Origin of the sequence: Leptolyngbya sp. AN02str (assembly GCF_050565595.1) — a bacterium.
In the GTDB taxonomy this organism is placed as follows: domain Bacteria; phylum Cyanobacteriota; class Cyanobacteriia; order Elainellales; family Elainellaceae; genus Kaiparowitsia.
In genome coordinates, this window is sequence record NZ_JBNXVR010000003.1 from 1 (window position 1) to 24,192 (window position 24,192).

Sequence of the window (24,192 nt, forward strand, 5' to 3'; positions counted from 1 at the left end):
TCAACCGATGGCAGCGGCAGTGGCGCGATCCTCAATGCGCCCTGGCTGCTGCTTAAGTTCTAGCGAATCCCAAGATTTAACCGTCTGTCTTCTTAAAACTCGTGAAATACTTTTTCAGCACGCCCTATCTAGCCTGAAAGCTGCATGTCGGAGTTGTGTCGAATGCTAAAAACCGGTCTGTTTGTGGAGCTTTTGCGCTACATCATCCTTAAACAGGCCGTTTCGTAGTTGAGCGATCGCGATCGCCAGGTTAACGAGAACCAATATTTTTTGAGGCATCTTGCTCAGCAAGATGCCTCAAAAAATACCATCACCAATTAGCCCATCTAGCGATATCGCTTCAAGAATCTTGCCGAAGCAAGGCTCTTGAACTAGATCTTTGAACTGACGAACTGTTGCAACCGATGAGATCAATCTAACGTTGCAGTATTGTTAGGCGGCTAACAACCCGTTGTGCCGTAATAGGGGAGTGGTGCTGGGTTCTCGGCCTCGAAAGGCTTTGAATACATCCATAGGATGGCGACTGCCGCCTAGGGCAAGTACGGTATCGCGGAATCGGCGGCCTGTCTGAGCGATCGCCCCATCATCCTCCAGTCCAGCTTCTTCAAATGCGGCAAAGGCATCGGCACTTAGCACTTCGGCCCACTTGTAGCTGTAGTATCCAGCCGCATACCCTCCAGCAAAGATGTGGCTAAATGCACAAAGGAAAGCATCCTCGGCCAGTGGCTGCATCACCGTAGTGGTTTGGGCGATGCGGTTTCGCACCTCGTTTGCCGTTTCGCCACTGCCGGGTTGGTAGCGATGGTGCAGCTCAATATCGACCAATCCGAAGTGAAGCTGGCGGAGCATGGCGCTGCCGCTCATAAAGTTGCGGGCAGCCAAGAGCTTTTGGTAATAGTGCTCAGGGAGAGGCTCTCCAGTTTCGTAATGCTTGGCCATGCTGAATAGAGTTGCGCGGTCGTAGCACCAGTTCTCCATGAATTGGCTAGGAAGCTCAACCGCATCCCACTCGACATTGTTGATTCCGGCCGCACTGGAATAGTCTACTTTGGTGAGCATATGCTGTAACCCATGACCAAACTCATGAAAGAGTGTGGTGACCTCTTGGAAGGTCATGAGGCTGGGTTTGCTATCGACGGGTGGGGTTTGGTTACACACAAGATAGGCGACGGGAAGCCGAAGCTGAGTTGTGCCCTCTTCGTTCACTTTGCCCCGATTGATGCACACATCCATCCAAGCGCCGCCGCGCTTTTCGGCAGGACGACTGTAGGGGTCGAGGTAGAAGTAGGCGATCGCCTCTCCTTGCTCATCTGCAACCTGAAAGTAGCGTACATCAGGGTGCCATACAGGGACGCCATCCTTGGCCGTAATCACAATACCAAACAGGCGTTGCGCCAAGGAAAACAGGCCACTAAGAACCTGCTCCAGGGGGAAGTAAGGGCGCAGTTCTTCGGCATTGAGCGCGTATTTCTGTTCGCGCATACGCTCAGCCCAAAAGGTAATATCCCAATGGTGCAGATCGGCGGCCTCGGCGGCACCTTGTTCTTGCGCAAACTGGCTGAGGTCGGCTAAATCGGTTGTGGCCGCATCGTAGCTGGACTGACGCAGAGACTCTAGCAATTCTTCTACGGCAGCAACATTGGGAGCCATTTTGCTCGCCAAACTCATTTCGGCGTAGCTGGTGTATCCCAGCAAATTAGCCTTTTCCCGCCGCAGTTCCAGAATACGCTCAATGAGAGGCTGATTGTTGAGGTCTCCGGAGGATGCTCGGCTGATGAAGGCGCGGTAAAGCTGTTCGCGCAGGTCGCGACGGCGGCTGTGCTGCATAAAGGGCAAGTAGCTGGGCATATCCAGGGTAATGATCCAGGGGCCTGCTTCGGGCGTAGCGGCTTCGTGTCCAGCGGCGCGTGCAGCCTGGGCTGCCATGCCGAGGAGGCTAGCTGGTAAGCCTGTTACTTCGTCGGGCTGGGTGAGTGTCAGGCTGTAGGCTTTGGTTGCATCCAAAACGTTGTTGGAAAATTTCGTCGTTAGCTCTGCAAGCTCTAGCTGGATGGCATTAAAGCGCTCTTTCGCTTCACCTTGAAGCCCAACACCCGCCAGTTCGGCCTCACGAATGGCAGCGGTAATGATGCGCTGTTGGCCAGGGTCGAGGGTATTCCATTCGTCGCTGTTGCGCAGAGCTTTGTAGCCTGCATAGATGGGCTGGCTTTGGCCCAGGCGCATGCTGAATTTCACAACTTCAGGTTGCATGGCTTCTTGAGCCTGGCGCAGTTCGGGACTGTTTTGAACGCCGAGTAGGTGGTTGACGATGCCCCAGCTCCAAGAGATGCGATCGCCCAATTGCTCCAAGGGCTCAACCAGCCCGTCCCAGGTGGGAACCACGTTGGCTTCCAGTTCGGTGAGGCGATCGCTTGCTTCTGCTAGCAACTGAGTGATGGCGGAAACCACGTGTTCGGGCTTAACTTGCTCAAATGGGGGCAGACCTTTGCCAATGAGAAGTGGGTTATCGGTTTGGGTTAGGGTTGAAGTCATATCGCAGTTTCAAGAATGAAGTTCAAGGGCAGGCTAAATGTAGCTTGGGAGTGCGGAGAGGGCGCTGCTCTGCAACCTACCGCTACAGCAGCGAGCAGCCTGCTGCCTATCTCTAGCTTAGACAGAGATACCAATTTGTGGGGTGATAGGGATCATGTCTGTCGGGTGCGATCGTCCTACTTGACTCCTCCATGACTTGAGGTAGTCACTACCCGCTCGACTCCCTCCCGCTCTAACCCCTAGCCCCCAGCCCCTAACCCCTAACCCCTAACTTCCCTCCCACCGGGTTTTTCTATTAAGCCCAGCGGTGATCGCCCGTGAATATGGTGTGATGAAACCATCGCACACAACTGAAACTGGGGTGAGTTGAGGAAAGCCTGATGAAGCTAATCATTGATTGTGATCCGGGGGTAGATGATGCGATCGCGCTGCTGTTGGCCTTTGCGTCTCCAGAGCTGGAGGTGTTGGGTATTTCCAACGTGGCTGGAAATGTGTCCTTAGAGCGAATTCAAAAGAATGCGCGGCAGATTTGTGAGTTGGCAGGACGGCACGAGGCCAAGATTTTTCCGGGGTGTGCGCGTCCCCTAGTGCGCAAGCTAGAAACGGCAGAGCATGTGCATGGGGTGTCGGGTTTGGGTGGTGTGACGTTGCCAGAACCGACGATGGGGGTGCAGCCGCAGCATGGGGTGGATTTTTTGATTGAAACGCTGATGACAGCGGAAGATGGCGAAATTACGCTGGCGACCTTGGGACCGCTAACGAATGTGGCGATCGCCCTGGTGAAGGAACCGCGCATCATCCCCAAAATTCAGGAATTGGTGCTGATGGGAGGCTCGCAGGGGCAGGGAAATGTAACCCCTACTGCGGAGTTCAATATCTACGTCGATCCCCATGCGGCGCACGTGGTGTTTACCAGCGGACTCAAACTCACCATGATTGGGCTAAACGTAACGCACACCGTTCTATCCACCGCAGAGCGGATCGAACGCATTCGCGCCAATGGCAATCGGGCGAGTCAGGCGGCGGCAGATATGCTGACGTTCTATGGCAAGGATGAGCGTGATCAGTTAGAACTGCCGGGTGCGCCGTTGCACGATCCCTGTGTGATTGCATACTTGCTTCAGCCGGAACTGTTTGTGAAGCGGCCCTATTTTGTGGAAGTAGAGCTGAATAGCCCTGGCAGCATGGGACAAACCATTGTGCACAAGGCTGAGGGGAGCGATCGCCCTAACACAAGTCATCCGGCGAATATGGACGTGGTGTTGAAGGCAGATGCAAATGGGTTCTATGATTTGCTGACGGAGCGCCTAGCGAGACTGTAGATGGTACGGAACGGAACTGCACCAGCCAGGAACAAGGGTCTACACTTTGCCCACAAGGCCAAAGTGCGTTAGTTCGGGCTGGCAATTTAGGTGAGGTGTGATGGAGGATGAGGGCGGTGGCTGGGGTAGAAGGTGTAGGACTGATGGAGCGGGCTGGTGAGGGTCAGGGTTGGCTAGGCAAGCTAGGACTAGAGTTTGCTTGGCAAGATGGCAAAACGCTGATGCAGCGGTGTGCCGTGCAGGCTCCGCTAAAGGTGCAGCGTCCGTTCTATCCCGAAGGAGATACGGTGTGCCATGTGGTGTCTCTGCATACGGCAGGGGGCATTGTGGGGGGCGATCGCTTTCGGGTGGAGGTTCAGCTGCATCCAGAGGCGCAAGTGTTGATGACAACCGCTGCCGCAGGCAAGGTATACCGCAGCACGGGCATAGAGGCTGGGCAAGAGCTGCGAATTCAAGTCGGCGAGGGGGCCTGCTTGGAGTGGCTACCGCAGGAAACGATTGTGTTTGATGGAGCGATGATGCGGCAGCAGACGCGCATTGACTTAGCAGAAGGTGCGCTGTGGCTAGGCTGGGAAGTGCTGCGGTTGGGGCGTACGGCGCGGGGAGAGCGGTTTGACCATGGCATGTGGCGATCGCGTACGGAAGTGTGGCAACATGGCCGACCGTTGTGGATTGATCCGCAATGGATTGAGGGTGGTTCGGCTACGATAGATAGCCTGCATGGGTTGGCGAACTGTCCGGTGGTGGGCAGTTTTGCCGTGTTGGGACAAAGTGTGACACCCGAGCTGGTGACTAAAGCTCGTGAACTTTGGCAAACCATGCCGTCAAATGCTACTGACGCTTTGATAGAGCATAGAGCAGAGGTTGGGGTGACCCGGCTTATGTCGGGAATGTTGTGTCGCTACCGAGGCCACTCTACGCTGGAGGCCAAACGCTGGCTGGCCCTAGTGTGGGATTTAGTGCGACAGGAGATGCTGGGGCGATCGCCCTATCGGCCTCGGGTTTGGTAAAGCTGCGGGCGAGGTGAACGCATGCATTCACCTCGCAAACGGGGGCCTATCAATGTTGAATGATATTTGGAGCGCTTAGCGCTCCAAATATCATTCAAACCCCCTAACTTTTCATATGAAGGCGTAAGTCCTAAAGGTGAAACGGGCAAAACGGGTGAAACGGATGAATTTCCCACTAACGAGCATTTTGCCAGTAGTAATTAAACCGTTGTTGCATCTGGTCTAAGGTAAGGTTTTGGGTCCAATACTCCACAAGGGCGTGGCCAAAGGCCCAAGCGTTGCGCTGGGGCGGGGCGGGATTATCGCGTAGAAGGGGCCACAATGACAGGAGATCCGCCGCTAGGGGCCGTTCAGGATTCAGCACAATGGAAAGCTCGTAGGCCATTTGCAGCTTGCCAATGACCACCGGAACTTGTTCGACTGGAATGGTTTCGGCCAGCACATAGGCTAAATCGGGGGCTCCGGTAGTTAGAGTTGACACAAATTGCAGCACGGGACGCTTGAGTAACGCCGTAAGACCGTGGCTAGTGGACATTTGAAAGGTGTATTGGTCAATGATTTGGGCGGCTGCAACGGTGCGCGCATCCAAGTTCTTTAAAAACCGAGCCATTCGCAGCTGTTTTGCCGGGGCGATCGCCTCCATCATGGCGAGAGAGAGGGTGTCGGCTCCCCAGGCGTCGCGGTTGGCCTGAAGATCGGCGCTCACAATGGGAATGATGCGATCGCAGTAGTCTCCTAACTGCTCGGCCCGGTATTGGGTGGCTTCGCGAATGGAAACTTCTTTGGGGCGATCGCCCCATTGCCAGTCGTAGGGCGGGTTCCATTCCCGCAAGGGGCGCAGCCGATCGACCTGGGTGACCGCCACAATTGCAGGCAAATCGGGCACGGCTTGCTGCAAATCTTTGAGGAAATCTACATCCATTTGCAAGGCTGGGTCTAGGGCTGGAGTCACCACCAGAACCATATCTGCCTCGGCGGCTCGGTCGAGCACCAGCTCCCGAAAATCTGCGCGATTGGCTTGTTCATAACCGGGGGTATCCAGCAAAATCAGACGATTGCCATCCTCAGTTTGCCAGGTGTAATCCTGAATCTCGACGGTGGTAGGCAACACGTTGACGGCGGCTTTGTCAGCCCGAAAGAGGGTGTTGATCAGGCTACTTTTGCCGGCTCCGGTACGGCCTGCCAGCATTAGAGTGACAGGCTGCTGCTCAACCGACTCTACGGGGGTTGCTTGAGCCAAAATTTCTCGCAGGGTCTGGGTTTTGGCTGTGGGCAAAGCCAGAGTTGGGGGAGCAATGGGTTCGCTAAAGGGCAAACTGCTGCCGCTGTAGAGGGCGATCGCCTGCTGAGCTAGGTTTCGTAATGCAGCCTCCCGTAACACCTGACTCAAGTTCATCAAAAGTTGCTGCGTTGCCTGATCGCTCGATCGCTGGGTGGCTTGCCGAGCCACGGCAGCGGCAGGATTCCACAGCCACTGTGCCCAGTTCCACACCCGGAGAAACTTGCGGGCCGATGGCTCCAGCTTGCGATACATATCGTACGCCTGGACGGCTTGCCCAACGGTGACCTGGTTCAGCACAGGCGATAATTTCTGCATCCAGGTGTCCATATCATCCACGGTGCCCCGAATGAGCCCATAGGCTTGGGGAATGTAGATGTTGAGCAGTGGATACTTCACGCTGGGATGGTACACATGGGCGATCGCCACAACGAGATCCTGACAGCGTTGCCAAAAGGTGGGCCAGTCTTCCCAAACTGGGCGATCGCCCTGAGAAGCTTGAATAGCTTCTGTGACAATGACATGGATAGGTTGGGCCGTACTGGAAGTTAGGGATTGGTCTGTTTCGGTCGAGGCCTCCAGATCCTTTTGCACATCTGCAACAACGGCTTCCATTTCTTGCAGTAAGGGCTGAGTCCACCGCACCAGCAGCCAGCGCCACCCCACAAGCGCTAACGTGACCACAGCCCAAATCCAGTTCAACCCCCACGCGTGGATTTGGCGACCTGCGGCGAACAATAGGAAAGATGCGATCGCCACAATTGGAAGGGCAAGCACTGCCCACTGCCACCGCTGTAATCGCATCATGGTGTTTCCTCACTGTTGTCTTCAGCTGGCCTACTTAAGTTTTACACTGTGCCACAAAGATTGCAGGGCGCTTGTTGAGCTACTGCTTTCAGTATGGAACTCCAATTTTGTACGGTAGACTTCACGAAAGTTTTATGGAATTTAGAGATAGATTGGCTGCGGTTCTTACTGTCAGGATTTGAGGTAAAGTTCATTACCGATCAAACCTATCAAGTTGTGACGGATCGGGCCATCATCATTACAACGGGTGAGGCGATCGCAGGAATTTCAATTCAACAATATTTGTAGAAATTTAAGCAGCAAGGATTTTCTGTTGGGGTGATTCATCTCGGTGATGAATGATTTACAGCCCCAATTGATTTTTGTGCGATGCTGATTTTGTGTTTAGAAGCCACTATCGCGAAGAAGCTATGCGGTATGACCATGTGCACTTCTTTCCACTCGGATGTAATCGCGATTTAGAGCAGTTTATTGATCCCAAACCAACTGGCGATCGCACCCATGTTTGGTCGTTTGCTGGAACCGTGCGCGGCAGAATTTCGCGTCGGCAAATGTTAGCCAATGCAAACCAATTCCTGGTGGCGTTTCATCCATTTTTGTAGAAGAGTTGTGGGCGCGTCGTCGCTGCCTAGCCCTGGCAGCGACGACGCGCCCACAAACGACAAACCACCAGGTGATTACCGATTGCGATCGCGGGCGGTTTTCAGCTCTCGCAGGGTAATGATTGCCAGCGTCAGCACTGTAATGGGCACCACAAATGCAAACATTGCGGTGTTGAAGATTGGCAAACTCGTGTGCTGAGTAGAATCCAAAATGAGGTACACCGTATAGGCCACGTAGTACCCCAAAAACACCAAACCTTCCCAGCGAGTAATGAGGTTGCCTGTAAAGAAAATAGGCAAACACGCCACGGCCACTGCCAGCATCACCCATCCATCAAATCGGAGGACGGAATCGGCCACGTTGACCCCCGCTGGAGCAACCACCCCTGCCAACCCCAAAACCGCCAGAATATTGAAGATATTGCTGCCAACGACATTGCCCACAGCAATATCGCGTTCCCCTTTCATACTGGCAACGACGGATGTTGCGAGCTCCGGTAAGGAGGTGCCCGCGGCGACGATGGTGAGCCCAATGACAATTTCGCTGACTCCGATCGCTCGAGCAATGGTAACGGCTCCATCGACTAGCCAGCGGGAGCCCAACACCAACAGAGCCAGACCAATGCCAATGTAAGCCAGGTTAATCAGCCATACGGCAGGAGAACCATTGCCCGCTTGGGGATAGGCCTCGGCATATTCAGCTTCAACCTCGGCATTCTTTTCCCGACGGCTTTGAAAAATGAGAAACAGCGTGTAGGCGATCGCTCCCAAAAACAAGATCACGCCATCCGATCGGCCAATCACACCATCTGCGCCAAATAGCAGCATTAGCCCTGACACCCCAATCATGATGGGAACATCGAGCCGAATGAGCTGCTGCGCCACAACCAGCGGCGTAAACAATGCCGAAAGTCCCAAAATGCACAACACATTGAAGATATTGCTACCAATCACATTGCCGACTGCAATATCGGCTTGCCCAGAAAGGCTAGATAAGGTACTGACAGCCATTTCAGGAGCGCTAGTACCATAGGCCACAATGGTGAGGCCAATGATCAACGGAGACATGCCCAACAGGCTGGCCAAGCGCGATGCCCCGCGCACCAAAATTTCGGCACCAACTACGAGCAGCACCAAACCTGCAATCAACAAAACGATGACCATTGCGTTCATCGACACTTCCTTAATAACCAGTGGATAGGGCGTACCACCCCGCGCGCCTTTCCTAGCTTACCCTTCTGCTGTCGGTCGGTGGGCAATTTGACGTAACTCGGGTCTGCTGGACTGTACGCCAGTTTTGACCAAGTCGCAACACCCATTTTTACGGGCGCAATACACCCGCAAAATGAGCTGTTCTGAGAACAGTCGCCAACCGAAGCTGACGTGACGAGGGGCTAATGCCGAGCAATTCGGTAGGATGAGAAACGGCACAGTGGGGCGATCGCCCTTCTGCCGTAACGTGTATGGAGAGCCCATGGCCTGGATAGAACTAACGCTGCACACCACCGCCGAGGCCGTGGACTGGATTCGCACCTTGCTGGCTGCCCATGACCAGTCGCTGGATGTTCACATTACGGGGGGCGATCGCTCGTGTAACGACACGGCAGCTCAGGCTTTGGACGCGGCAACCGAGGATGCTGAGTCTGAACCTTGGCCGATCATGGCCCGTCTCTATGTGCCCGATACCCTCAATGCGCGCTCCACCGTGCAAACGCTTGAATCAATTCTGTCGCCGCTCTATCGCACAGGCCAAACGAGTGAACTGGAGGTGATGCGGGTTGCGGAACTGCCAACCGCAACGCCAGCGGACCATCTAGAGATTAACCCAGAAATTTACATTGGCGATCGCTTTGTCATTCAGTCGCATCCAACCAAGCCTGTTTCAACCGATGCGATCGTGCTTTACCTGGCCCCAAGTTTGGCGTTTGGGAGTGGCCTGCATCCAGCAACCGCTCTGAGTTTGCGCCTGATTGAGCGATACATTCAACGGGGGATGAAAACGTTGGACTTGGGCTGTGGTTCTGGCATTTTGAGTTTGGCGATGGCCAAGCTTGGGGCAATGGTGCTGGCACTGGATAACGATGGCGTTGCGGTACAGGCCACTCAGGAGGCTGTACAGGTGAATCAGCTGACGGAGTCTGTGACGGTGATGGCAGGTAGCTTGGGGCAGGGCAGTAGCTTGGGCCACTGGATGGGCGGTACCCCCCAAGCCAATCTTGCTTGCGTTGAAGACGCGGGGGAATTTACGGCGATCGCAGCCAACCTATTGGGACGCATTCATGTGGCACTCGCTGCCGATTATTACCAGGCACTCCGCCCTCAGGGAATGCTGCTCACGGCGGGATTTGATGTCAACTACGAGCCCGAAGTGACCGCAGCCCTGGAAACCGTTGGCTTTGCAGTGATAGATCGGTTGCAGAGTGAAGATTGGGTTGCCCTTGTCTATCAGCGACCTGCATAAACTCAGGGGTGATGTTCTAGACGTGTGGTTATTGGTTGTGGAAGGGGTGCATCGCACCCCTTCCACAACCAATAACCACACATTTGAAACACGACCAACTCAGGAACACCAGCATGAACGCATGGGTTGGTATGGCTTAATCCTCTGAACGGCAAGCGAAGTCCTTTCTCCAAAACAACCATTTTCACTGGACTGGCACCCCTAGACAGTCTGCGTAACTTTGCACTGTCGAGTTTGTGAGTGGAATGTTACGATTTTGCAACACTAGCCTTTGAGCACGATCCTTTAGGAGACACGTATGGACTTATCGAATTCGAATACAGCCAAAAATATTGAAGCGGCATTTGGCGGAGAGTCAATGGCAAATCGCAAGTACCTGTTTTTTGCAGAAGTGACGCGAAAATTGGGTATGTCGGAACTGTCCAAGCTGTTTCGCGAAACGGCAAACCAAGAGACTGAACATGCATTTGCCCATTTTCGCTTGATGCATCCCGAGTTGGTAGTGACCGATGCTGCCAACCTGAGTGAAGAGCAAAAAAAGGCGATCGCCGCTCGGTGTTTGCAACTGGCGATTGAAGGCGAAACCTATGAATACACCACAATGTATCCTGAGTTTGCGGCCCAAGCTAAAAGCGATCGCGATGGAGATGCCGTAGCTGAGTTCGATGCCCAAACTGCCGAATCTCAAGAACATGCTGGCATTTTCCGCAAAGCGGCACACAACTTTGGCCTGCTTACCCATATTGAAAACCACCACGCTAATCAATACACCGAAGCGCTGAATGCCCTTGGCGGCACCGTGGCGGCTGAAAAAGCAACCAGTGGCGACCCTGCAACCCAGAAATGGATGTGCAAGCAGTGCTCTGTAATTTATGACCCTGTGATGGGCGATCCTGACTCGGGTATTGCTCCTGGCACCCCGTTTGAGGCGATTGCCGATGATTGGGAGTGCCCCATTTGTGGAGCCAAGAAGAGCATGTTTGTGCCCTATTTCGAAGCGATCGCGGCCTAAATCCCGTCGGGGTCGGTTCAGGTCATTTCTGAGTATGGCGCACCGCGTCACACTCACAGGACTTACGCTGTTGGATTATGTGCGTAAGTCCTAACTCAGAAATGAGGGCTTTTGGTGCTGCTAGGTGATGTTGCTTTTGGCTCAGGCCGCATCATTTCAAAACAGCAAGAATGATCCACGGTGGGAGCATTCCTGTTGATAATTAACCCTGAGTGGTCGTATACCCGCGATATGACCACTCAACTGTATTTAGCAGCGTTTGTGATTCAAACCCGCTCAGATCCTTTCAAGATCCTGTTCTGCCCCAAAATCATCATGAACTCTAGTGATGCTCGTCAATACGCTCCAGCCACTCAGCGCAACCGCGACCCAATTTTGCAGGTGTTGCAAACGGTGCTGCCACCCCAAGGAACCGTGCTCGAAATTTCCAGCGGAACTGGAGAACATGCCATCTACTTTGCGCCTCGACTCTCGCCACTCTGGTGGTTGCCATCAGATCCAAACCCTGGAGCCAGAGCCAGCATTGCCGCTTGGCAACAGGCTGAACCTTGCGATCGCCTTCTGCCTCCGGTCAATGTGGATGCCAGCCTGTCTCCCTGGTCTGTGGAGTCGCAAAACCCGTCGCCCGAACCTATTGTGGCGATCGCCAACATTAATATGATTCACATTGCGCCGTGGGCTGCCTGTGTGGGATTAATGGCCGGAGCCCAGCGCATATTGCCCAGCGGAGGTGTGCTCTATCTTTATGGCCCTTACAAACAGGGTGGTCAACACACTGCGCCCAGCAATGCCGAGTTTGATGCCAGTCTGCAAGCGCGCAATCCTGAGTGGGGAGTTCGCAATTTGGAAGATGTGATGGCGATCGCCGCCCAGCATGGTTTCCACCACCACACCACAGTGTCCATGCCCGCCAACAATTTATCCGTTGTGTTTCGTCGAGAAGGTGAAACGGTCTGACAGATTCCTAACGGGGGATGGGCTTAAAGTTTGAATATGTAGGGTATGTAGGGGAATTTGGGCGATCGCCCTCTCCAGGGCCAACACTCAACTGTGGGGTTTGCACGGCGGAAAACCGAACCCAACTCCCCACAACCGAACCCCAACAATTTTCTTAATTCCGTGTAAACTTTTCTTAAGACTTTTTATAAACCGAGCTGCAATGTCTACAAACCTTGGATTCGGAAAACAAACGCCTCAGAACGCCCCTAAGCTCTCAAAGCGACTGGAAAAGCGCAACGAAGCCGCCCAGCAGCTCGATAAAATGCGAGCTGACGGCGTACCTGAGTACGAGGTCTATATCCGGGTTCAAGGCAAAAAGCAGTGGTATCCAGTAGGGGCGATCGCCGTTAAGCGCTCCAGCCAAATCAACCAGGCCATCTTTGGAAGCCAGCAAGATTTACTGCAAGGCGCATTTCGCCTATTCCCCATCCTCCGCAAAAATCAGAATCAACTGGAATACGGCTACCGACTCAAAGAATACAAGGATGAACCGATTCAAGTTGCTGTACCACCTCAGCAAAAAGGCGCAAACGCCATTCAGTCTGTTGTGTCATCCCTTCAGCAACGGTTGGCCTCGCTAACCCCAAAACGCTCATAAGCTAAGCTAGGCCTAAACGACCCCACCTACAGCAAAAAGCCGTTTCAAGCTTGACATCCTCTAAACCCAAAAGAGTCTGCTGTGCAAGTAGCAGACTCTTTTTAATAAACATGTACTAGATAAAACATAATGGAGAATAGGGGATTCGAACCCCTGACCTCTGCGGTGCGATCGCAGCGCTCTACCAACTGAGCTAACTCCCCATACAGCACTTTATTTTACCACTAGCTTCACGACAGTGCAGCCAAATATACCCCGCGAGGTAGTGGACATCTTACATGAAGTGAACTCTTATAGTAAAGACTAGCAAAGCCCTGCAAAAAATCAGCCAAAAAACGGCTGTAAAGTGTCTTCTGTACCTTCAAAATACACTGTGAAACCTGTTGATTCGCTCCGGTTGATGTGTCGCTGCCAAATCGGCGCGACAACCTCATGCCCTTAGCAAAATAGATATTTTGATTTCTCGGTCGTTATTAATTCAATCCCTAATTTTTACTCTGCTTTAGTCGCCGATATACCCTCCCAACTTCAACTCACGTTGGCTCAGTCTATTCCCTTTGCCCTCGGTCTTTAATTCCCCCGCTCCGCGCCAATGCAAACTCTCGATGCCATCCTGACAGCTGGGCCATTTATTCCACACGGTCATTGCTATCTGTGGAAGCCAGGCTTGGTTGGGCTTCATCTCGTTTCTGACTTACTCACGGCGATCGCCTATTTTTCCATTCCGCTCACACTCCTATTTTTTGTCAGACAGCGCAAAGATCTGCCCTTTCATAGCGTCTTTTTGCTGTTCAGCGCCTTTATTGTTGCCTGTGGCACAACCCACCTTTTAGAAGTGTGGACCCTATGGCACCCAACCTACTGGCTATCAGGCAGTGTCAAAGCGTTCACGGCAGGCGTTTCGCTCATGACTGCCATAGAGCTGATTCCCATCATCCCTCAGGCGTTGGCCCTACCCAGCCCCTCTGCGCTGCAAGAAATCAACAAAAGCCTAGAAGCTGAAATCAATGAGCGCAAACGAGCCGAAGCCGAACTCAAAGTTTATCAAAATCAGCTAGAAGAGCTGGTCGCGCAACGAACCGAACAGCTTGCCGCCTCCAACGAGCAAATGGAAACGCTGCTAGAGCATGCCCAAATCGCCCAAGCCCTTGCGGAAAAGGCCCGTAGCGAAATTCAAGACTATGCCGAACGCCTCACCTTGGCCCTAAATGCCGCCAATATGGGGTCTTGGGATTGGGACTTGGCCACCAACGAAATTTTTTGGACACCCATTCACGAAACAGTGTTTGGCTACGAGCCAGGCAACCCCAAGCGAGATTTTGTGGCCTGGAGACAACGAGTCCATCCCGATGATTTGGAGCGAGTGGAACTTGGCATTCAAGCGGCACTCACCAACAAAACCGAATTTGAAAGCGAATATCGGATTGTGCTACCCAACGGAGAACTGAGGTGGATTGACACGTTTGGACGAGCCTACTACGACGATGACGGGAAACCTGTTCGGATGCTGGGCATGATTTTGGACATCACTAGCCGAAAGTTATTTGAAGAAGCCTTGATGCATAGTGAAGAAACAACCCGGCGGCAACTGTCAGAAATTGAAGCGATCTATGCGACTGCTCCAATTGGTCTATGCGTGCTAGATCACGAAAATCGCTATGTGCGAATTAATAAATACTTGGCAGAAGTCGTCAACGGTCTCACAGTCGAGGCTCACATTGGCCGAAAAGTTGAAGAGGTGCTGCCTGATGTGGGCGAAGGCCAGCACAGCAATTTTTACCAGGTGCTTGCTACGGGTGAGCCCCTACTAGATGTGGAAGTGGTGGGAGCGACCCCAGCGCAACCCAACATTCAACGAACGTGGCTGGTGAGCTACTATCCTCTCAAGGATGAGCGTGGGCAGGTTGTGGCTGTTAACTTAACGGCTCAGGAAATTACCGAGCGTAAACGCAGCGAACGCGCCCTGACAGAACGGGCCGAAGAGTTGGCAAAGCTGAACAACATGCTGGCCCAAACGACCAATCTGCTGCGCCAACGCAATCAAGAGCTGGATCAGTTTGCCTACGTCGTGTCACACGATCTGAAGGCTCCGCTGCGGGCAATTTCCAATCTATCGGAGTGGATTGAAGAAGATTTGCAGCCAATTATTCCCGATGAGAACAAGGGCCAGCTTGCCCTAATGCGGGCGCGGGTTCATCGCATGGAAGCGCTGATTAACGGGTTGCTCAAATACTCGCGAGTGGGCCGCTCCGAAACACCAACTGCTCTGGTGGATATGAACACTCTGCTGGCTGACGTGGTGGATTCGCTCGATCCACCTCCAGGGTTTGACATTAAAATTGCGCCGGATATGCCGACCTTTATGGCAAAACCGATTTTGCTGGCGCAGGTCTTTTCCAATTTAGTTAGCAATGCGATTAAGCATCACGATCGCCCAACAGGAACGATTGAGATTAAGGTGTCGGAACTGCCAAGTTTCTACGAGTTTTCGGTCACGGATGACGGGCCAGGCATTGAGCCACTCTATCACGACAAAGTGTTTGAAATTTTTCAAACGCTCAAAGCGCGAGATGAGCAAGAAAACACAGGAGTTGGCCTTTCCATTGTGAAAAAGATCATTGATGAGGGTGGAGGAACGATTACGCTCGATTCTTTGGAAGGCCAAGGAACGACATTTCGCTTTACCTGGCCTCGCCAACCAGCCAACTAGAGTGATGTTTCGGGCTGAGGGTGGTGTGGCCATCCTACTGACCTCTACGGGCTAGTGGTGGTGATGGGGGCGGCAGCCTCAGAATTGACAACCGAGGTGGCTTGAAACTGCTGCTGGATACGATCAAGTTCCAGGTCGGTAAAGTAGTCCACTGTCCAATTGGAGATGCGCTGCATCATATGAAAGGGATAGGTGTGAGCCATGCCGACGACCTGCATGCCTGCTCGTTTGGCTGCTTGCACGCCTGCAAACGTGTCTTCGATGACGAGACATTCTGCTGGGGTGAGGGCGAGGGTGGGGTCGTGGGCGTTGAGCCGATCGACCGCAAGGAGGTAACCGTCGGGTTCGGGCTTGCTGGTGGGAATTTCGTCGCCTGCTACGATGACCGGAAAGTGCTGCGCCAAGTTGGCTCGTTTCAACACGAGGTCAATTTCGGCTCGCACGGCACCACTCACTACCGCCAGTTTGAGCTGAGCTGCTCGTGCTTGAAAGATGAAGTCATCGATACCGGGATAAATGGGTAGGTTGTCGATTGTGGCGAGTTGCTCTTGGTAATACTTTGATTTGCGCTCAATCAGGTCATTCAACTGTTTTTCGGAAAGCATGCGACCCCGTCGGCCAAACAAGTCGGTCAAGCAGGCGCGATCGCTTCTGCCAAGACAACACTCCCAGTACTCGTCGGGGTTATAACGCAGGTTTTCTTCCACCAAAATTTTGTCGAGCAGGCGATCGTGCAGCGGCTCGTCGTTGATGATGACACCGTTGAAATCAAACAAAATAGCTTTGAGCATCGAGACACAAGGGAATAGGAACTTGTGGAAGCGGCAGACTTTGGGATTTAGGTATTAGGGGCTGGGGGCTAGGGGTTAAGAGGCAGCGTTAGCCGATCGCCCATTGGGTGTTGTCTGTTGTGGTTGGGTGATCGAACTCTACGCGTTGGCTGTCGATTGGTTTGATGCCGCGAGTGACTTGGTGAATCATCCACACATCGTCAGTTCGCACGTCGCCCAAACCAGCCATGCCCATCCAGGCATCGACACTACCCTGAGCGTAGGCTTGAATATAGGGTTCCTCAAAAATGTTAGTTAGCCACTCGGTATGGCGCAGCACGGTTTGGTTTCCGTCTAAAATGAGCACTTCGCCCCCTGCCCGCAACAAACGAGCTGCTTCGCGCAAAATTGCTTGGCTAACACTGGGCGGTGTTTCGTGGAACAGCAGAGAAGCGGTGACGAGATCAAAGCTGCGATCGCCCAACCCCGTATGTTCTGCGTTGCCATGGATAAACTGCACGTCAACCTTGGCTGTTTGGGCTTTGTCTTGGGCGGCAGTCAGCATATAGGGCGACAAATCCAGGCCAATCACCTCGGCATTGGGAAAGGCTTGCTTCAGCAACAAAGTGGTAGAGCCAGTCCCACAGCCCAGATCCAGAATGCGCTGGGGATGGCAGCGAATGCGCTCAATGAGGGCTTGGCGAATCCACTGTTCGTTGGGAGGCACCACATATTGGGTAATGGCATCGTAGGTCACTGCCGCATCGGGATTGAGGTATCCGCCCTGGACGCCATGAAAATGCTGCGATTGGTAATACTCGGGGTAGGCCACGGCGGGGTTGCGAAAGCGATCGCTCTCTGCGTTCCAGTCTTTGCTGTTGCGATATGCCAACAGGGCTGTGCGATCGATCAGCACATGCTCGAAAATGGGCGACAAGAAGCGCTCGAAAATTGTGTCTTTGCGGACAGCCATACAACCGGGTTCGGGGTGAGTTTCTTTTAGTGTAAAGGAACAAGATTTGGAGAGGGCACCTCTTCCTCTGGATTCAGGTGGATTCAGGTGGATTCAGGCCCATTTCAAGCCAATTTTTGGCGTGGTCGCTGATGGAATGCGCGAAGATAGAAGAAGCTAGCCAAGCATTTGCCACTCACGTTCGCGACAGCTGAATGCAAGGAGTATTGCTACCATGAGCGATCGCCCAATTGTTAACCCTGCGCTAGATAACGCTCTTTTAGATAACCTCGCAGCTGGTAACGCAGCATCGAGTGGAAGTCTGAGCCAGGAAGACCCAAACGCTTTAACGCCCAGCGATGCTGAGATTGTGACCGTTCACCCTGATGCAAGTGTGATGACTCGTCAGCGGTTGCCCTACTTTTTGGGAATTTCTAACGCGACAGCAGGAACCGTTGGCTTATCGATGAATTTGGTGATCATTCCGCCAGGGGCCAGCGCCGAGCCCCATTTCCACAAAACTTACGAAACGGCCATTTTTCTATTGAAAGGTCGGGTTGAAACGCGTTATGGCATTGGACTGAAAAAATCCATCATTCACGAAGCGGGAGATTTTATCTTTATTCCGCCGGGGGTGCCGCATCAGCCGTTCAACTTGAGCGATACAGAACCTGCCCAGGCTATTGTGGCGCGCAACGACCCCAATGAGCAGGAAAACGTGGTTCCCTATCAACCCGAAGCGGATGCTTAGCCCGAAATGGGGAGCCGAATGCAGAACTCGGTGCCTTGGCCTAGGGCCGATTCTACGGTTAAATGGCCCGCGTGAGTTTCGGTCACAATTTGGTGGGCGATCGCCAAGCCAAGCCCTGTGCCCCGGCCCACCCCCTTGGTCGTGAACAGGTGATCAAAGATTTTGGCTTTGACCTCTTCACTCATACCTTTGCCATTGTCACGAATTCGAATTTCAACGGATTTCGCTTCATCTAGCGTGATAGTTGTGATGGTGATGGTTTGTGGATTGGCTTCTAGCTCTTGTAAACTCATGTGTTGTGCCATTTCATCAAACATATCGATCGCATTCGCCAAAATGTTCATAAATACTTGGTTTAACTGCCCCAAAAAGCATTCCACTTTTGGCAAATTGTCGTATGTCTGTCTAATCTGAATGGCGGGACGATATTCGTTCGCATTCAAGCGATATTTCAGAATCAGCAATGTACTATCAATTCCTTCATGCAAGTTGGCCAATACTTTATGTTCAGTATCGGCACGGGAGAAGGTGCGGAGACTTGTGCTGATGCTTTTGATGCGGGTTGTCGCTCCCTTCATCGACTCCAGCAGCTTGGGTAAATCCTGAGTTAGAAAGCTCAAATCGATGGTTTCTGCGTGCTCTTCAATCGCTGAGGCCGCCGTGGGATAGTGCTGTTGATACAACGCTAGATGCTCCAGCAGCTCATGGATATAGTCTTTTGCATTGCTGATGCTGCCGTTTAAGAATCCAACCGGATTGTTAATTTCATGGGCAACACCCGCCACTAAGTTGCCCAACGAGGCCATTTTTTCGCTTTGCACCATTTGTAGTTGGGCTTGTTGCAGGTGTTGTAGGGCTTCTTCCAATTCCTGAGACTTTTGGTGAATGGCCGCTTCTGCGGCTTTGCGATCGCTAATATCCCGCACAACACAGTGCAGAATGGTTTCCTCTTCATAAGGAATGGAGGTGAGGGTTACTTCAGCCCAAAACGTTTCGCCATTGAAGCGTTGGTGTATCCATTCAAACTGGTGGCTCCCCTTTTCCAGTGCATGAGCAATCATGGCATTGGCTTGGACTTGCGATCGCCTGCCCTCGTACTGAATTTCGGGAGAAAGTTGCCCAGGATGAATTGAGCAAAGCTGGCTCTTGTGGGTGGCACCAAACAGATCGACTGCCGCCTGATTGCAGTCAATAAAGCCCTGGTTTCCTAGCAGCATGACGGCATCTGCCGCTTTGTCGAAGAGCTGTTTTAGCCGCGATTCGGATTGTTGAAGCTGGTTGGTGCGGGCTTGTTCCAGCACGTAGAGGCGTGCATTTTCCAACGAAATGGCCGCTTGGGTGCACAAAAAGTTGAGAATGATCAGGCGATCGCTGGTGAACACGCCGCTGGTGGACCGATTTTCCAGATATAACAGGCCAATGAGCTGCCCCTGATTGAGAATGGGCAACCCCAGCAGGCTCTTGGGTTGGCACTGAGTCAAGTACTCGTCCAGGATGGGCAGATCGGTTTGAAGATGCTCCACCATGACCAAGGTACTGGTGTTTTTAACGTATTGCAGCAGCTTGCGCGGTAGGTGGAGATAGTCTTCTAGCGGTTCGGTGTATAGCTCGGTGGAGTCGGGAGTGGCGATCGCCCTCAGCTCCCAGCATCCGTCGAGATTGGGCAAAATCAACGCGCAGCGATCGCCACCAGAATTTTGCAACACAATTTGCGTGAGTTGATGCAAGAGTGTATCGAGCTGAATAGTGCCGGAAATGACCTGGGAGGCTTTGAGCACTGCTGCAAGATCCAGGGTGGCATTGATGCTGCTACTGCTGGATGAGCGGCCTGTTTTTGTTGGGTTGGGTAGCACGATACTAGGGGCCACCGCAGCCAACGTTTCCAAGGGATTAAGCTGGCTCAGCGAGGGTGGCGCGATCGTGGGCAACCAGCCAGAATAGCGATGCTCCATCTCGTCCGTTTTGGCTTTCGCTCCCCAGCGGGCATAGCTGGTGTAAGCATCTGCCAAATAGCCCGCCGCGACCTTCTCTTTGCTCCAACTGAGGTAGAACCGACCTGCTAACTCGTTTGCCAACGCTTCATCTTGAACATAGCCATGGGCCTGAGCCCCGGCGATCGCCTGATCATACTGCTCTGCTGCCATGTAGCGATCGCCCAAGATGCGACTTCGCTCCGCCATCAGCACATCGAACTTGTGCTGAAAATTCATCGGTGCCTGCACTGCCCACGCCCGAATCTCCTCAAGCCCTTGATCAATGGGTGGCAAAAGGCTGGCTTGGATGTCTGGTGGCTGCGTGTCGTAAATTTGCAATCGAACCAGCGTTGCAATGAAGTGAAAAACAGGCACGATAATCATGCCTGTCGATGCGCTGAGGTAGCGCTCTGCCCACGCAATCTGCTCCAACGCGTGGTCGAACTTAGAAAACAAACAACTCAAAATCAGCTTATGAACAAAGAGATATGCTACCCCCGAAAACACCTGATTTTGGAGGAAGGTTTGTAGCGCTTCATCCTCGTTAAATGCTTTACCCACCAAACACGTGGGGTCGTCCGCTTCTCCTAATAAATTGAGTGCAACTTGTTGAACTAGCTGGTTGTAACTGAGAGAAATTTGTTGATTGATCTGGTTCAGTAAGAGTTCATAAGCATGGCTGCCCTGGTGCAGGTCCATCAAATTCAGCCCGCTGAAATAGGAATACTGCGACCAGTTGTAGGCTGCGTAGCCTGCAAATTCCAAATCCCCGTTCTCCAGCCCGCTCTGGCAACCTTCTTGCAGAATGGGGGGTGCTTCTTGCGTATGCACATTGCCATGCATGCTAAAAATGGCGACCTGATTAAAGGTTCTGGCTTTCACTTCTTTGGCGTTGAGTTTGTCAACTAAGTGAATGGCCAGTTGACCAAACTGATAAGAAGCCTCTAAATCATTACAAAGCGTGCTCAAAATTGCGGAATAGTTGGCGTAGCCAAAGGCTGACTGTTCGCAGTTGCCATAGTGAATGGAAAGTTGAACTTGTTGGCACGCGATGAGCGGCAGTAGTGCGGGTCTTGTTGTAAAGGCGGGTGCAAAAATACTGGACAGGATGATTAAGGCGGCCACTTTTTCAGGATCGGTCATGGGGGGCAGATCGACGAGGGTTGCGATCGCCCGATTGGCCCACAGCGCCTGAGTCTTGGCAAGTTCTTGTTGAATATCGTTTGAGGTTGGCGACTCACTAAGCTCAATGTTGAGCAGTTTGAGGGCCGCCAGCGCAATGTCAATGGCGATCGCCGGTTTGGCCTGTGCCATTTGTGCCTGAATCTGCACATCATAAATTTTGACTTTGGACAGAGTCGTTTTGCTATGCTGCAATACCAACGAAGCCCACAGTTCCATTTGCTGAAAGTCGCCGCAGATCAACGCTGTTTTAGCAGCACCTTCATGCAGAGCAAGCGCCAAGTCATATTGCGAGGTCCACCCATCAGCATCCAACAGCCCTAAACCCATCTTGAAGTATTGCAAGGCTGGCTCTGCGGCGGCTGATGCTTTGGCTTTGTTGCCTGCGAGTAAATTTAGCTGAACTAACTGGTCTCTCTCAGTGCGATCGCAAACTAAATCGAGGGCAATATTCCAATGATTCACAATCTCAAAAACATTGGCTTCTACATCCACGGCACTGCGCAACAGAAGACGACCAATCGCTAAATGCGTCGCTTGTTTTTGATCATCTGGAATAAGACTATAGGCCGCTTGCTGAACCCGATCGTGAAGGAACTTGTAAGCGGCAACTGTCTGGTCGGAGAGATGTTTTGATGAATGGTGAGACAGCCGATCGAATGACGGTTGAGATGAATCTTGATTGGCGTGAGATTTGGTTTCTAGATAGAACTTGTATTGTTCTCCTCGAGGCAGGATTAACCCCTCTTGCAGGGCGTTCCATAGGGCGATCGCCACATCGGTTTGGGGCTGTTCAGACACAATTGACAGCGTTTGCAAATCAAACTGATTGCCAATACAGGCTGCAAGTTTGAGGATTGTTTGAGTTGCGGTGGGCAGCTTTTGTAACTGATGCACCATGAGCTGCACGACATCATCACTAAAGGCTGCCTGAACTTGGGTAATATCGCACTCCCAATGATTGGCTACAGGGTCAAATGTAATCCAGCGATCGTGATGAAGGGTTTTGAGAAATTGTGTGGCAAAAAATGGATTGCCCTGGGTTTTGTGATAGACCAACTGGGCCAGGGGTTGGGCGATCGCAGGCGTGGTGGCTAAGGTGTCTGCAACCAAATGCAACACACTCTCAGGAGCCAATGGCTTGAGTTCCAATGTGTTGATGGTGGTGCCTGCCTTGGCGATCGCGCTCAGCGTTAGCGTCAGGGGATGGGCTGGAAAGACCTCGTTATCGCGATAGGCTCCAATCAGTAAAAGATGGCCAGTGTGCAATTCAGACATCATCACCTGCATCAGCTGAAGAGAGGCTGAGTCAGCCCACTGCAAATCATCTAATACAAGCACTAGTGGGTGTTCGGGTGCTGTAAACACCTGAATAAACTGCTGAAATAACCGATTGAATCGGTTTTGGGCAGCGGTGCCCGTGAGTTCGGGTGCGGCAGGCTGAACGCCAATGATGTGTTCCAGCTCAGGAATCACATCCACAATGACCTGGGCATGCTCTCCCAACGCCTGAGCAATTTTTTGCCTCCATGCGAGTAGCTCAGCATCCGACTCGGATAGCAGTTGCCCGACCAGATCCCGAAATGCCTGCACAAATGCCGAAAACGGAATGTTGCGATTGAATTGGTCAAACTTGCCTTTGATGAAGTAACCATGCTGCCGCACGATGGGTTTGTGCACTTCGCGAATCATGGCGGTTTTGCCAATTCCCGAAAAACCTGCCACCAACATCACCTCGGAGCGTCCCTGAGCCACCCGATCAAATGCTTGCAACAACCCTTGCACTTCGGCTTGGCGACCATAGAGCTTTTCGGGAATTAAAAAGCGATCGCACCGATCGTGGGTTCCCAGCTCAAACGGCTCGATATGGCCCGTTTCGGTCAACTCCTGTAGGCACCGATGCAAATCGTGCTTGAGGCCCAACGCACTTTGGTAGCGGTCTTCTGCGTTTTTGGCCATCAGTTTGCTGACAATTGCCGAGAGCATTCTGGGCACAGCGGCATTCACGTCATGCGCTTCGGGTGGCTGCTTGGCCAAGTGGCAATGCACCAGCTCCATCGGGTCATCGGATTGAAAGGGCAATTGCTGGGTCAGCAGCTCAAACAGCGTCACTCCCAATGCATAAAAGTCGGCACGGTAATCGATGCCACGGTTCATGCGTCCAGTTTGCTCGGGGGCCAGATAGGATAGCGTACCTTCTAAGCCATTGGGATTTTTAATTTCCTGTGTTTCTTTGGGCAACAGCGAGGCAATACTAAAGTCGATGAGTTTGACTTGCTGCGTTTGTGGATGAATCAGAATGTTGGCGGGTTTCAGGTCTTTGTGAATGACCGATGCCTGGTGTAACTGATGGAGCACTTCGGCTAGCTGAAGGGCGATCGCCACAATTTCGATAATTGACAGAAAATGTTCTTGAGCATATTGCCGAAGCGATATGCCGCCAAAGTCTTCCATGACCAAAACATAGCGATTGCCCCAAGATTCCAGCTGATAGGGCACGATGATGCCAGGAATGTTGAGGTTTTTGGTAATAGTGTATTGATTGCGAAACTGCAAGAGATCGGTGAAGCTGGGATACTCTTGGCGCAACAGTTTGATTACAACAGGACGCTGACTCGCCTGTTCGACCCCGCGATATACGACGGTGTGGGTGCCAGAATAGAGTTGTTCAACAATGACATAGCCTGGAATAGAAGCGATCGCATCGGTAGGAATTGGCGGTGTCATGGCAACACGTCAGCAGCGCAGGTAGAGAAAGGATTGACTCTAAAATTCCCGGAGTTGCCTTTATTCTCTCAGTGCTAAATCTTTATTTTTCCGCTGTTCTGCGTTTATCGTTCCCTCGTACTTATCGGTAATACTGGATACAAATTGCCTGCCAAATTTCAGAAAATTCCAATCGAAACGATAGATGTTTGTGTGGGCTGACAAATTGGGTGGGCAGCTTAAATTTGCATCGTCACAGGCTAGTAGTCTGCCACCGTCTCCCAACTCCCCAAACATTGGGGACTTCCGCCCTGTTTTTCATTCACAGTCCTCTAATTTCGGGGGATGTAGGGGGCAGTTCGGCTCGCAATTGGCACCTTTAAAGCATCCTCTTAGGTCAGCAGAATGCCCCTGCATAAGTGCGATCGCTTGGGTGCATCTTCCTCGGTGTTTTGAAAATTCATGACTCGGTCAGACGGGTTCAAAACACTCAGGACTTATGCAGTCGCATGATGTTTGGGGCGCT

17 protein-coding genes and 1 tRNA gene are annotated in these 24,192 nt (G+C 52.4%); 11 read left to right on the top strand and 7 right to left on the bottom strand.

Annotation, left to right across the window (positions count from 1 at the left end; all coding sequences use genetic code 11):
* Positions 1–432: 432 nt before the first annotated feature.
* Entirely contained in the window at positions 433–2,532 is a 2,100-nt protein-coding gene (locus ACQ4M4_RS02950) for a M3 family metallopeptidase (protein ID WP_430682966.1), read from the bottom strand.
* Between the two features lie 380 nt (positions 2,533–2,912).
* Between ACQ4M4_RS02950 and ACQ4M4_RS02955 the strand changes: the two genes are divergently transcribed.
* Both ACQ4M4_RS02955 and ACQ4M4_RS02960 read left to right on the top strand, forming a co-directional pair.
* Positions 2,913–3,854 (top strand): nucleoside hydrolase, encoded by a 942-nt coding sequence (locus tag ACQ4M4_RS02955; protein ID WP_430682967.1) that lies wholly within the window; start codon positions 2,913–2,915, stop codon positions 3,852–3,854.
* Positions 3,855–3,970: 116 nt separating this feature from the next.
* Positions 3,971–4,864, top strand: coding sequence for an urease accessory protein UreD (locus tag ACQ4M4_RS02960; RefSeq protein ID WP_430682968.1), 894 nt, complete (start codon positions 3,971–3,973; stop codon positions 4,862–4,864).
* A 175-nt stretch (positions 4,865–5,039) separates the two neighbouring features.
* On the opposite strand, the gene ACQ4M4_RS02965 is transcribed toward ACQ4M4_RS02960, so the two are convergent.
* Positions 5,040–6,950 (bottom strand): GTPase family protein, encoded by a 1,911-nt coding sequence (locus ACQ4M4_RS02965; RefSeq protein ID WP_430682969.1) that lies wholly within the window; start codon positions 6,948–6,950, stop codon positions 5,040–5,042.
* A 93-nt stretch (positions 6,951–7,043) separates the two neighbouring features.
* Between ACQ4M4_RS02965 and ACQ4M4_RS02970 the strand changes: the two genes are divergently transcribed.
* Together ACQ4M4_RS02970 and ACQ4M4_RS02975 are read left to right on the top strand one after the other, a co-directional pair.
* Positions 7,044–7,238 carry a hypothetical protein gene (locus ACQ4M4_RS02970; RefSeq protein WP_430682970.1) on the top strand — a complete coding sequence of 65 codons (195 nt, stop codon included), beginning with the start codon at positions 7,044–7,046 and terminating at the stop codon, positions 7,236–7,238.
* A 92-nt stretch (positions 7,239–7,330) separates the two neighbouring features.
* Positions 7,331–7,552, top strand: coding sequence for a hypothetical protein (locus tag ACQ4M4_RS02975; RefSeq protein ID WP_430682971.1), 222 nt, complete (start codon positions 7,331–7,333; stop codon positions 7,550–7,552).
* Between the two features lie 75 nt (positions 7,553–7,627).
* Here ACQ4M4_RS02975 and ACQ4M4_RS02980 read toward each other — a convergent pair whose 3' ends face one another.
* Entirely contained in the window at positions 7,628–8,725 is a 1,098-nt protein-coding gene (locus tag ACQ4M4_RS02980; protein WP_430682972.1) for a calcium/sodium antiporter, read from the bottom strand.
* A 244-nt stretch (positions 8,726–8,969) separates the two neighbouring features.
* On the opposite strand from ACQ4M4_RS02980, the gene ACQ4M4_RS02985 reads away from it, so the two are divergent.
* The 5 genes from ACQ4M4_RS02985 to ACQ4M4_RS03005 all read left to right on the top strand — a co-directional run bounded on the left by ACQ4M4_RS02985 (position 8,970) and on the right by ACQ4M4_RS03005 (position 12,622).
* Entirely contained in the window at positions 8,970–10,013 is a 1,044-nt protein-coding gene (locus tag ACQ4M4_RS02985) for a 50S ribosomal protein L11 methyltransferase (RefSeq protein ID WP_430682973.1), read from the top strand.
* A 298-nt stretch (positions 10,014–10,311) separates the two neighbouring features.
* Positions 10,312–11,025, top strand: a complete 714-nt coding sequence (locus ACQ4M4_RS02990) for a rubrerythrin family protein (protein WP_430682974.1) — start codon at positions 10,312–10,314, stop codon at positions 11,023–11,025.
* Positions 11,026–11,256: 231 nt separating this feature from the next.
* Positions 11,257–11,982: a DUF938 domain-containing protein gene (locus ACQ4M4_RS02995; RefSeq protein ID WP_430682975.1), complete on the top strand. Its 726-nt coding sequence runs from the start codon at positions 11,257–11,259 to the stop codon at positions 11,980–11,982.
* 17 nt (positions 11,983–11,999) lie between these two features.
* Complete coding sequence (locus ACQ4M4_RS03000) at positions 12,000–12,140, top strand: hypothetical protein (protein ID WP_430682976.1); 141 nt, start codon at positions 12,000–12,002, stop codon at positions 12,138–12,140.
* Between the two features lie 44 nt (positions 12,141–12,184).
* A complete protein-coding gene (locus ACQ4M4_RS03005; protein WP_430682977.1) occupies positions 12,185–12,622 on the top strand; it encodes an HHL1-like protein in 438 nt (145 codons plus the stop codon).
* Between the two features lie 130 nt (positions 12,623–12,752).
* On the opposite strand, the gene ACQ4M4_RS03010 is transcribed toward ACQ4M4_RS03005, so the two are convergent.
* Positions 12,753–12,825: transfer RNA gene (locus ACQ4M4_RS03010), tRNA-Ala, on the bottom strand.
* A gap of 389 nt (positions 12,826–13,214) precedes the next feature.
* Between ACQ4M4_RS03010 and ACQ4M4_RS03015 the strand changes: the two genes are divergently transcribed.
* Positions 13,215–15,332: an ATP-binding protein gene (locus tag ACQ4M4_RS03015; RefSeq protein ID WP_430682978.1), complete on the top strand. Its 2,118-nt coding sequence runs from the start codon at positions 13,215–13,217 to the stop codon at positions 15,330–15,332.
* A 44-nt stretch (positions 15,333–15,376) separates the two neighbouring features.
* Here ACQ4M4_RS03015 and ACQ4M4_RS03020 read toward each other — a convergent pair whose 3' ends face one another.
* Together ACQ4M4_RS03020 and ACQ4M4_RS03025 are read right to left on the bottom strand one after the other, a co-directional pair.
* A complete protein-coding gene (locus ACQ4M4_RS03020) occupies positions 15,377–16,123 on the bottom strand; it encodes an HAD family hydrolase (protein ID WP_430682979.1) in 747 nt (248 codons plus the stop codon).
* Between the two features lie 88 nt (positions 16,124–16,211).
* The gene (locus ACQ4M4_RS03025) at positions 16,212–17,075 is read right to left on the bottom strand and encodes a class I SAM-dependent methyltransferase (protein WP_430682980.1); all 864 of its coding nucleotides are present in this window, start codon (positions 17,073–17,075) and stop codon (positions 16,212–16,214) included.
* Positions 17,076–17,289: 214 nt separating this feature from the next.
* Here ACQ4M4_RS03025 and ACQ4M4_RS03030 point away from each other — a divergent pair, with 214 nt between their 5' ends.
* Positions 17,290–17,805 carry a cupin domain-containing protein gene (locus tag ACQ4M4_RS03030; RefSeq protein ID WP_430682981.1) on the top strand — a complete coding sequence of 172 codons (516 nt, stop codon included), beginning with the start codon at positions 17,290–17,292 and terminating at the stop codon, positions 17,803–17,805.
* Here ACQ4M4_RS03030 and ACQ4M4_RS03035 read toward each other — a convergent pair.
* On the bottom strand, positions 17,802–23,687 hold the full coding sequence (locus ACQ4M4_RS03035; protein ID WP_430682982.1) for an AAA family ATPase: 5,886 nt from the start codon (positions 23,685–23,687) through the stop codon (positions 17,802–17,804). The genes ACQ4M4_RS03030 and ACQ4M4_RS03035 overlap by 4 nt on opposite strands.
* Between the last annotated feature and the right edge of the window lie 505 nt (positions 23,688–24,192).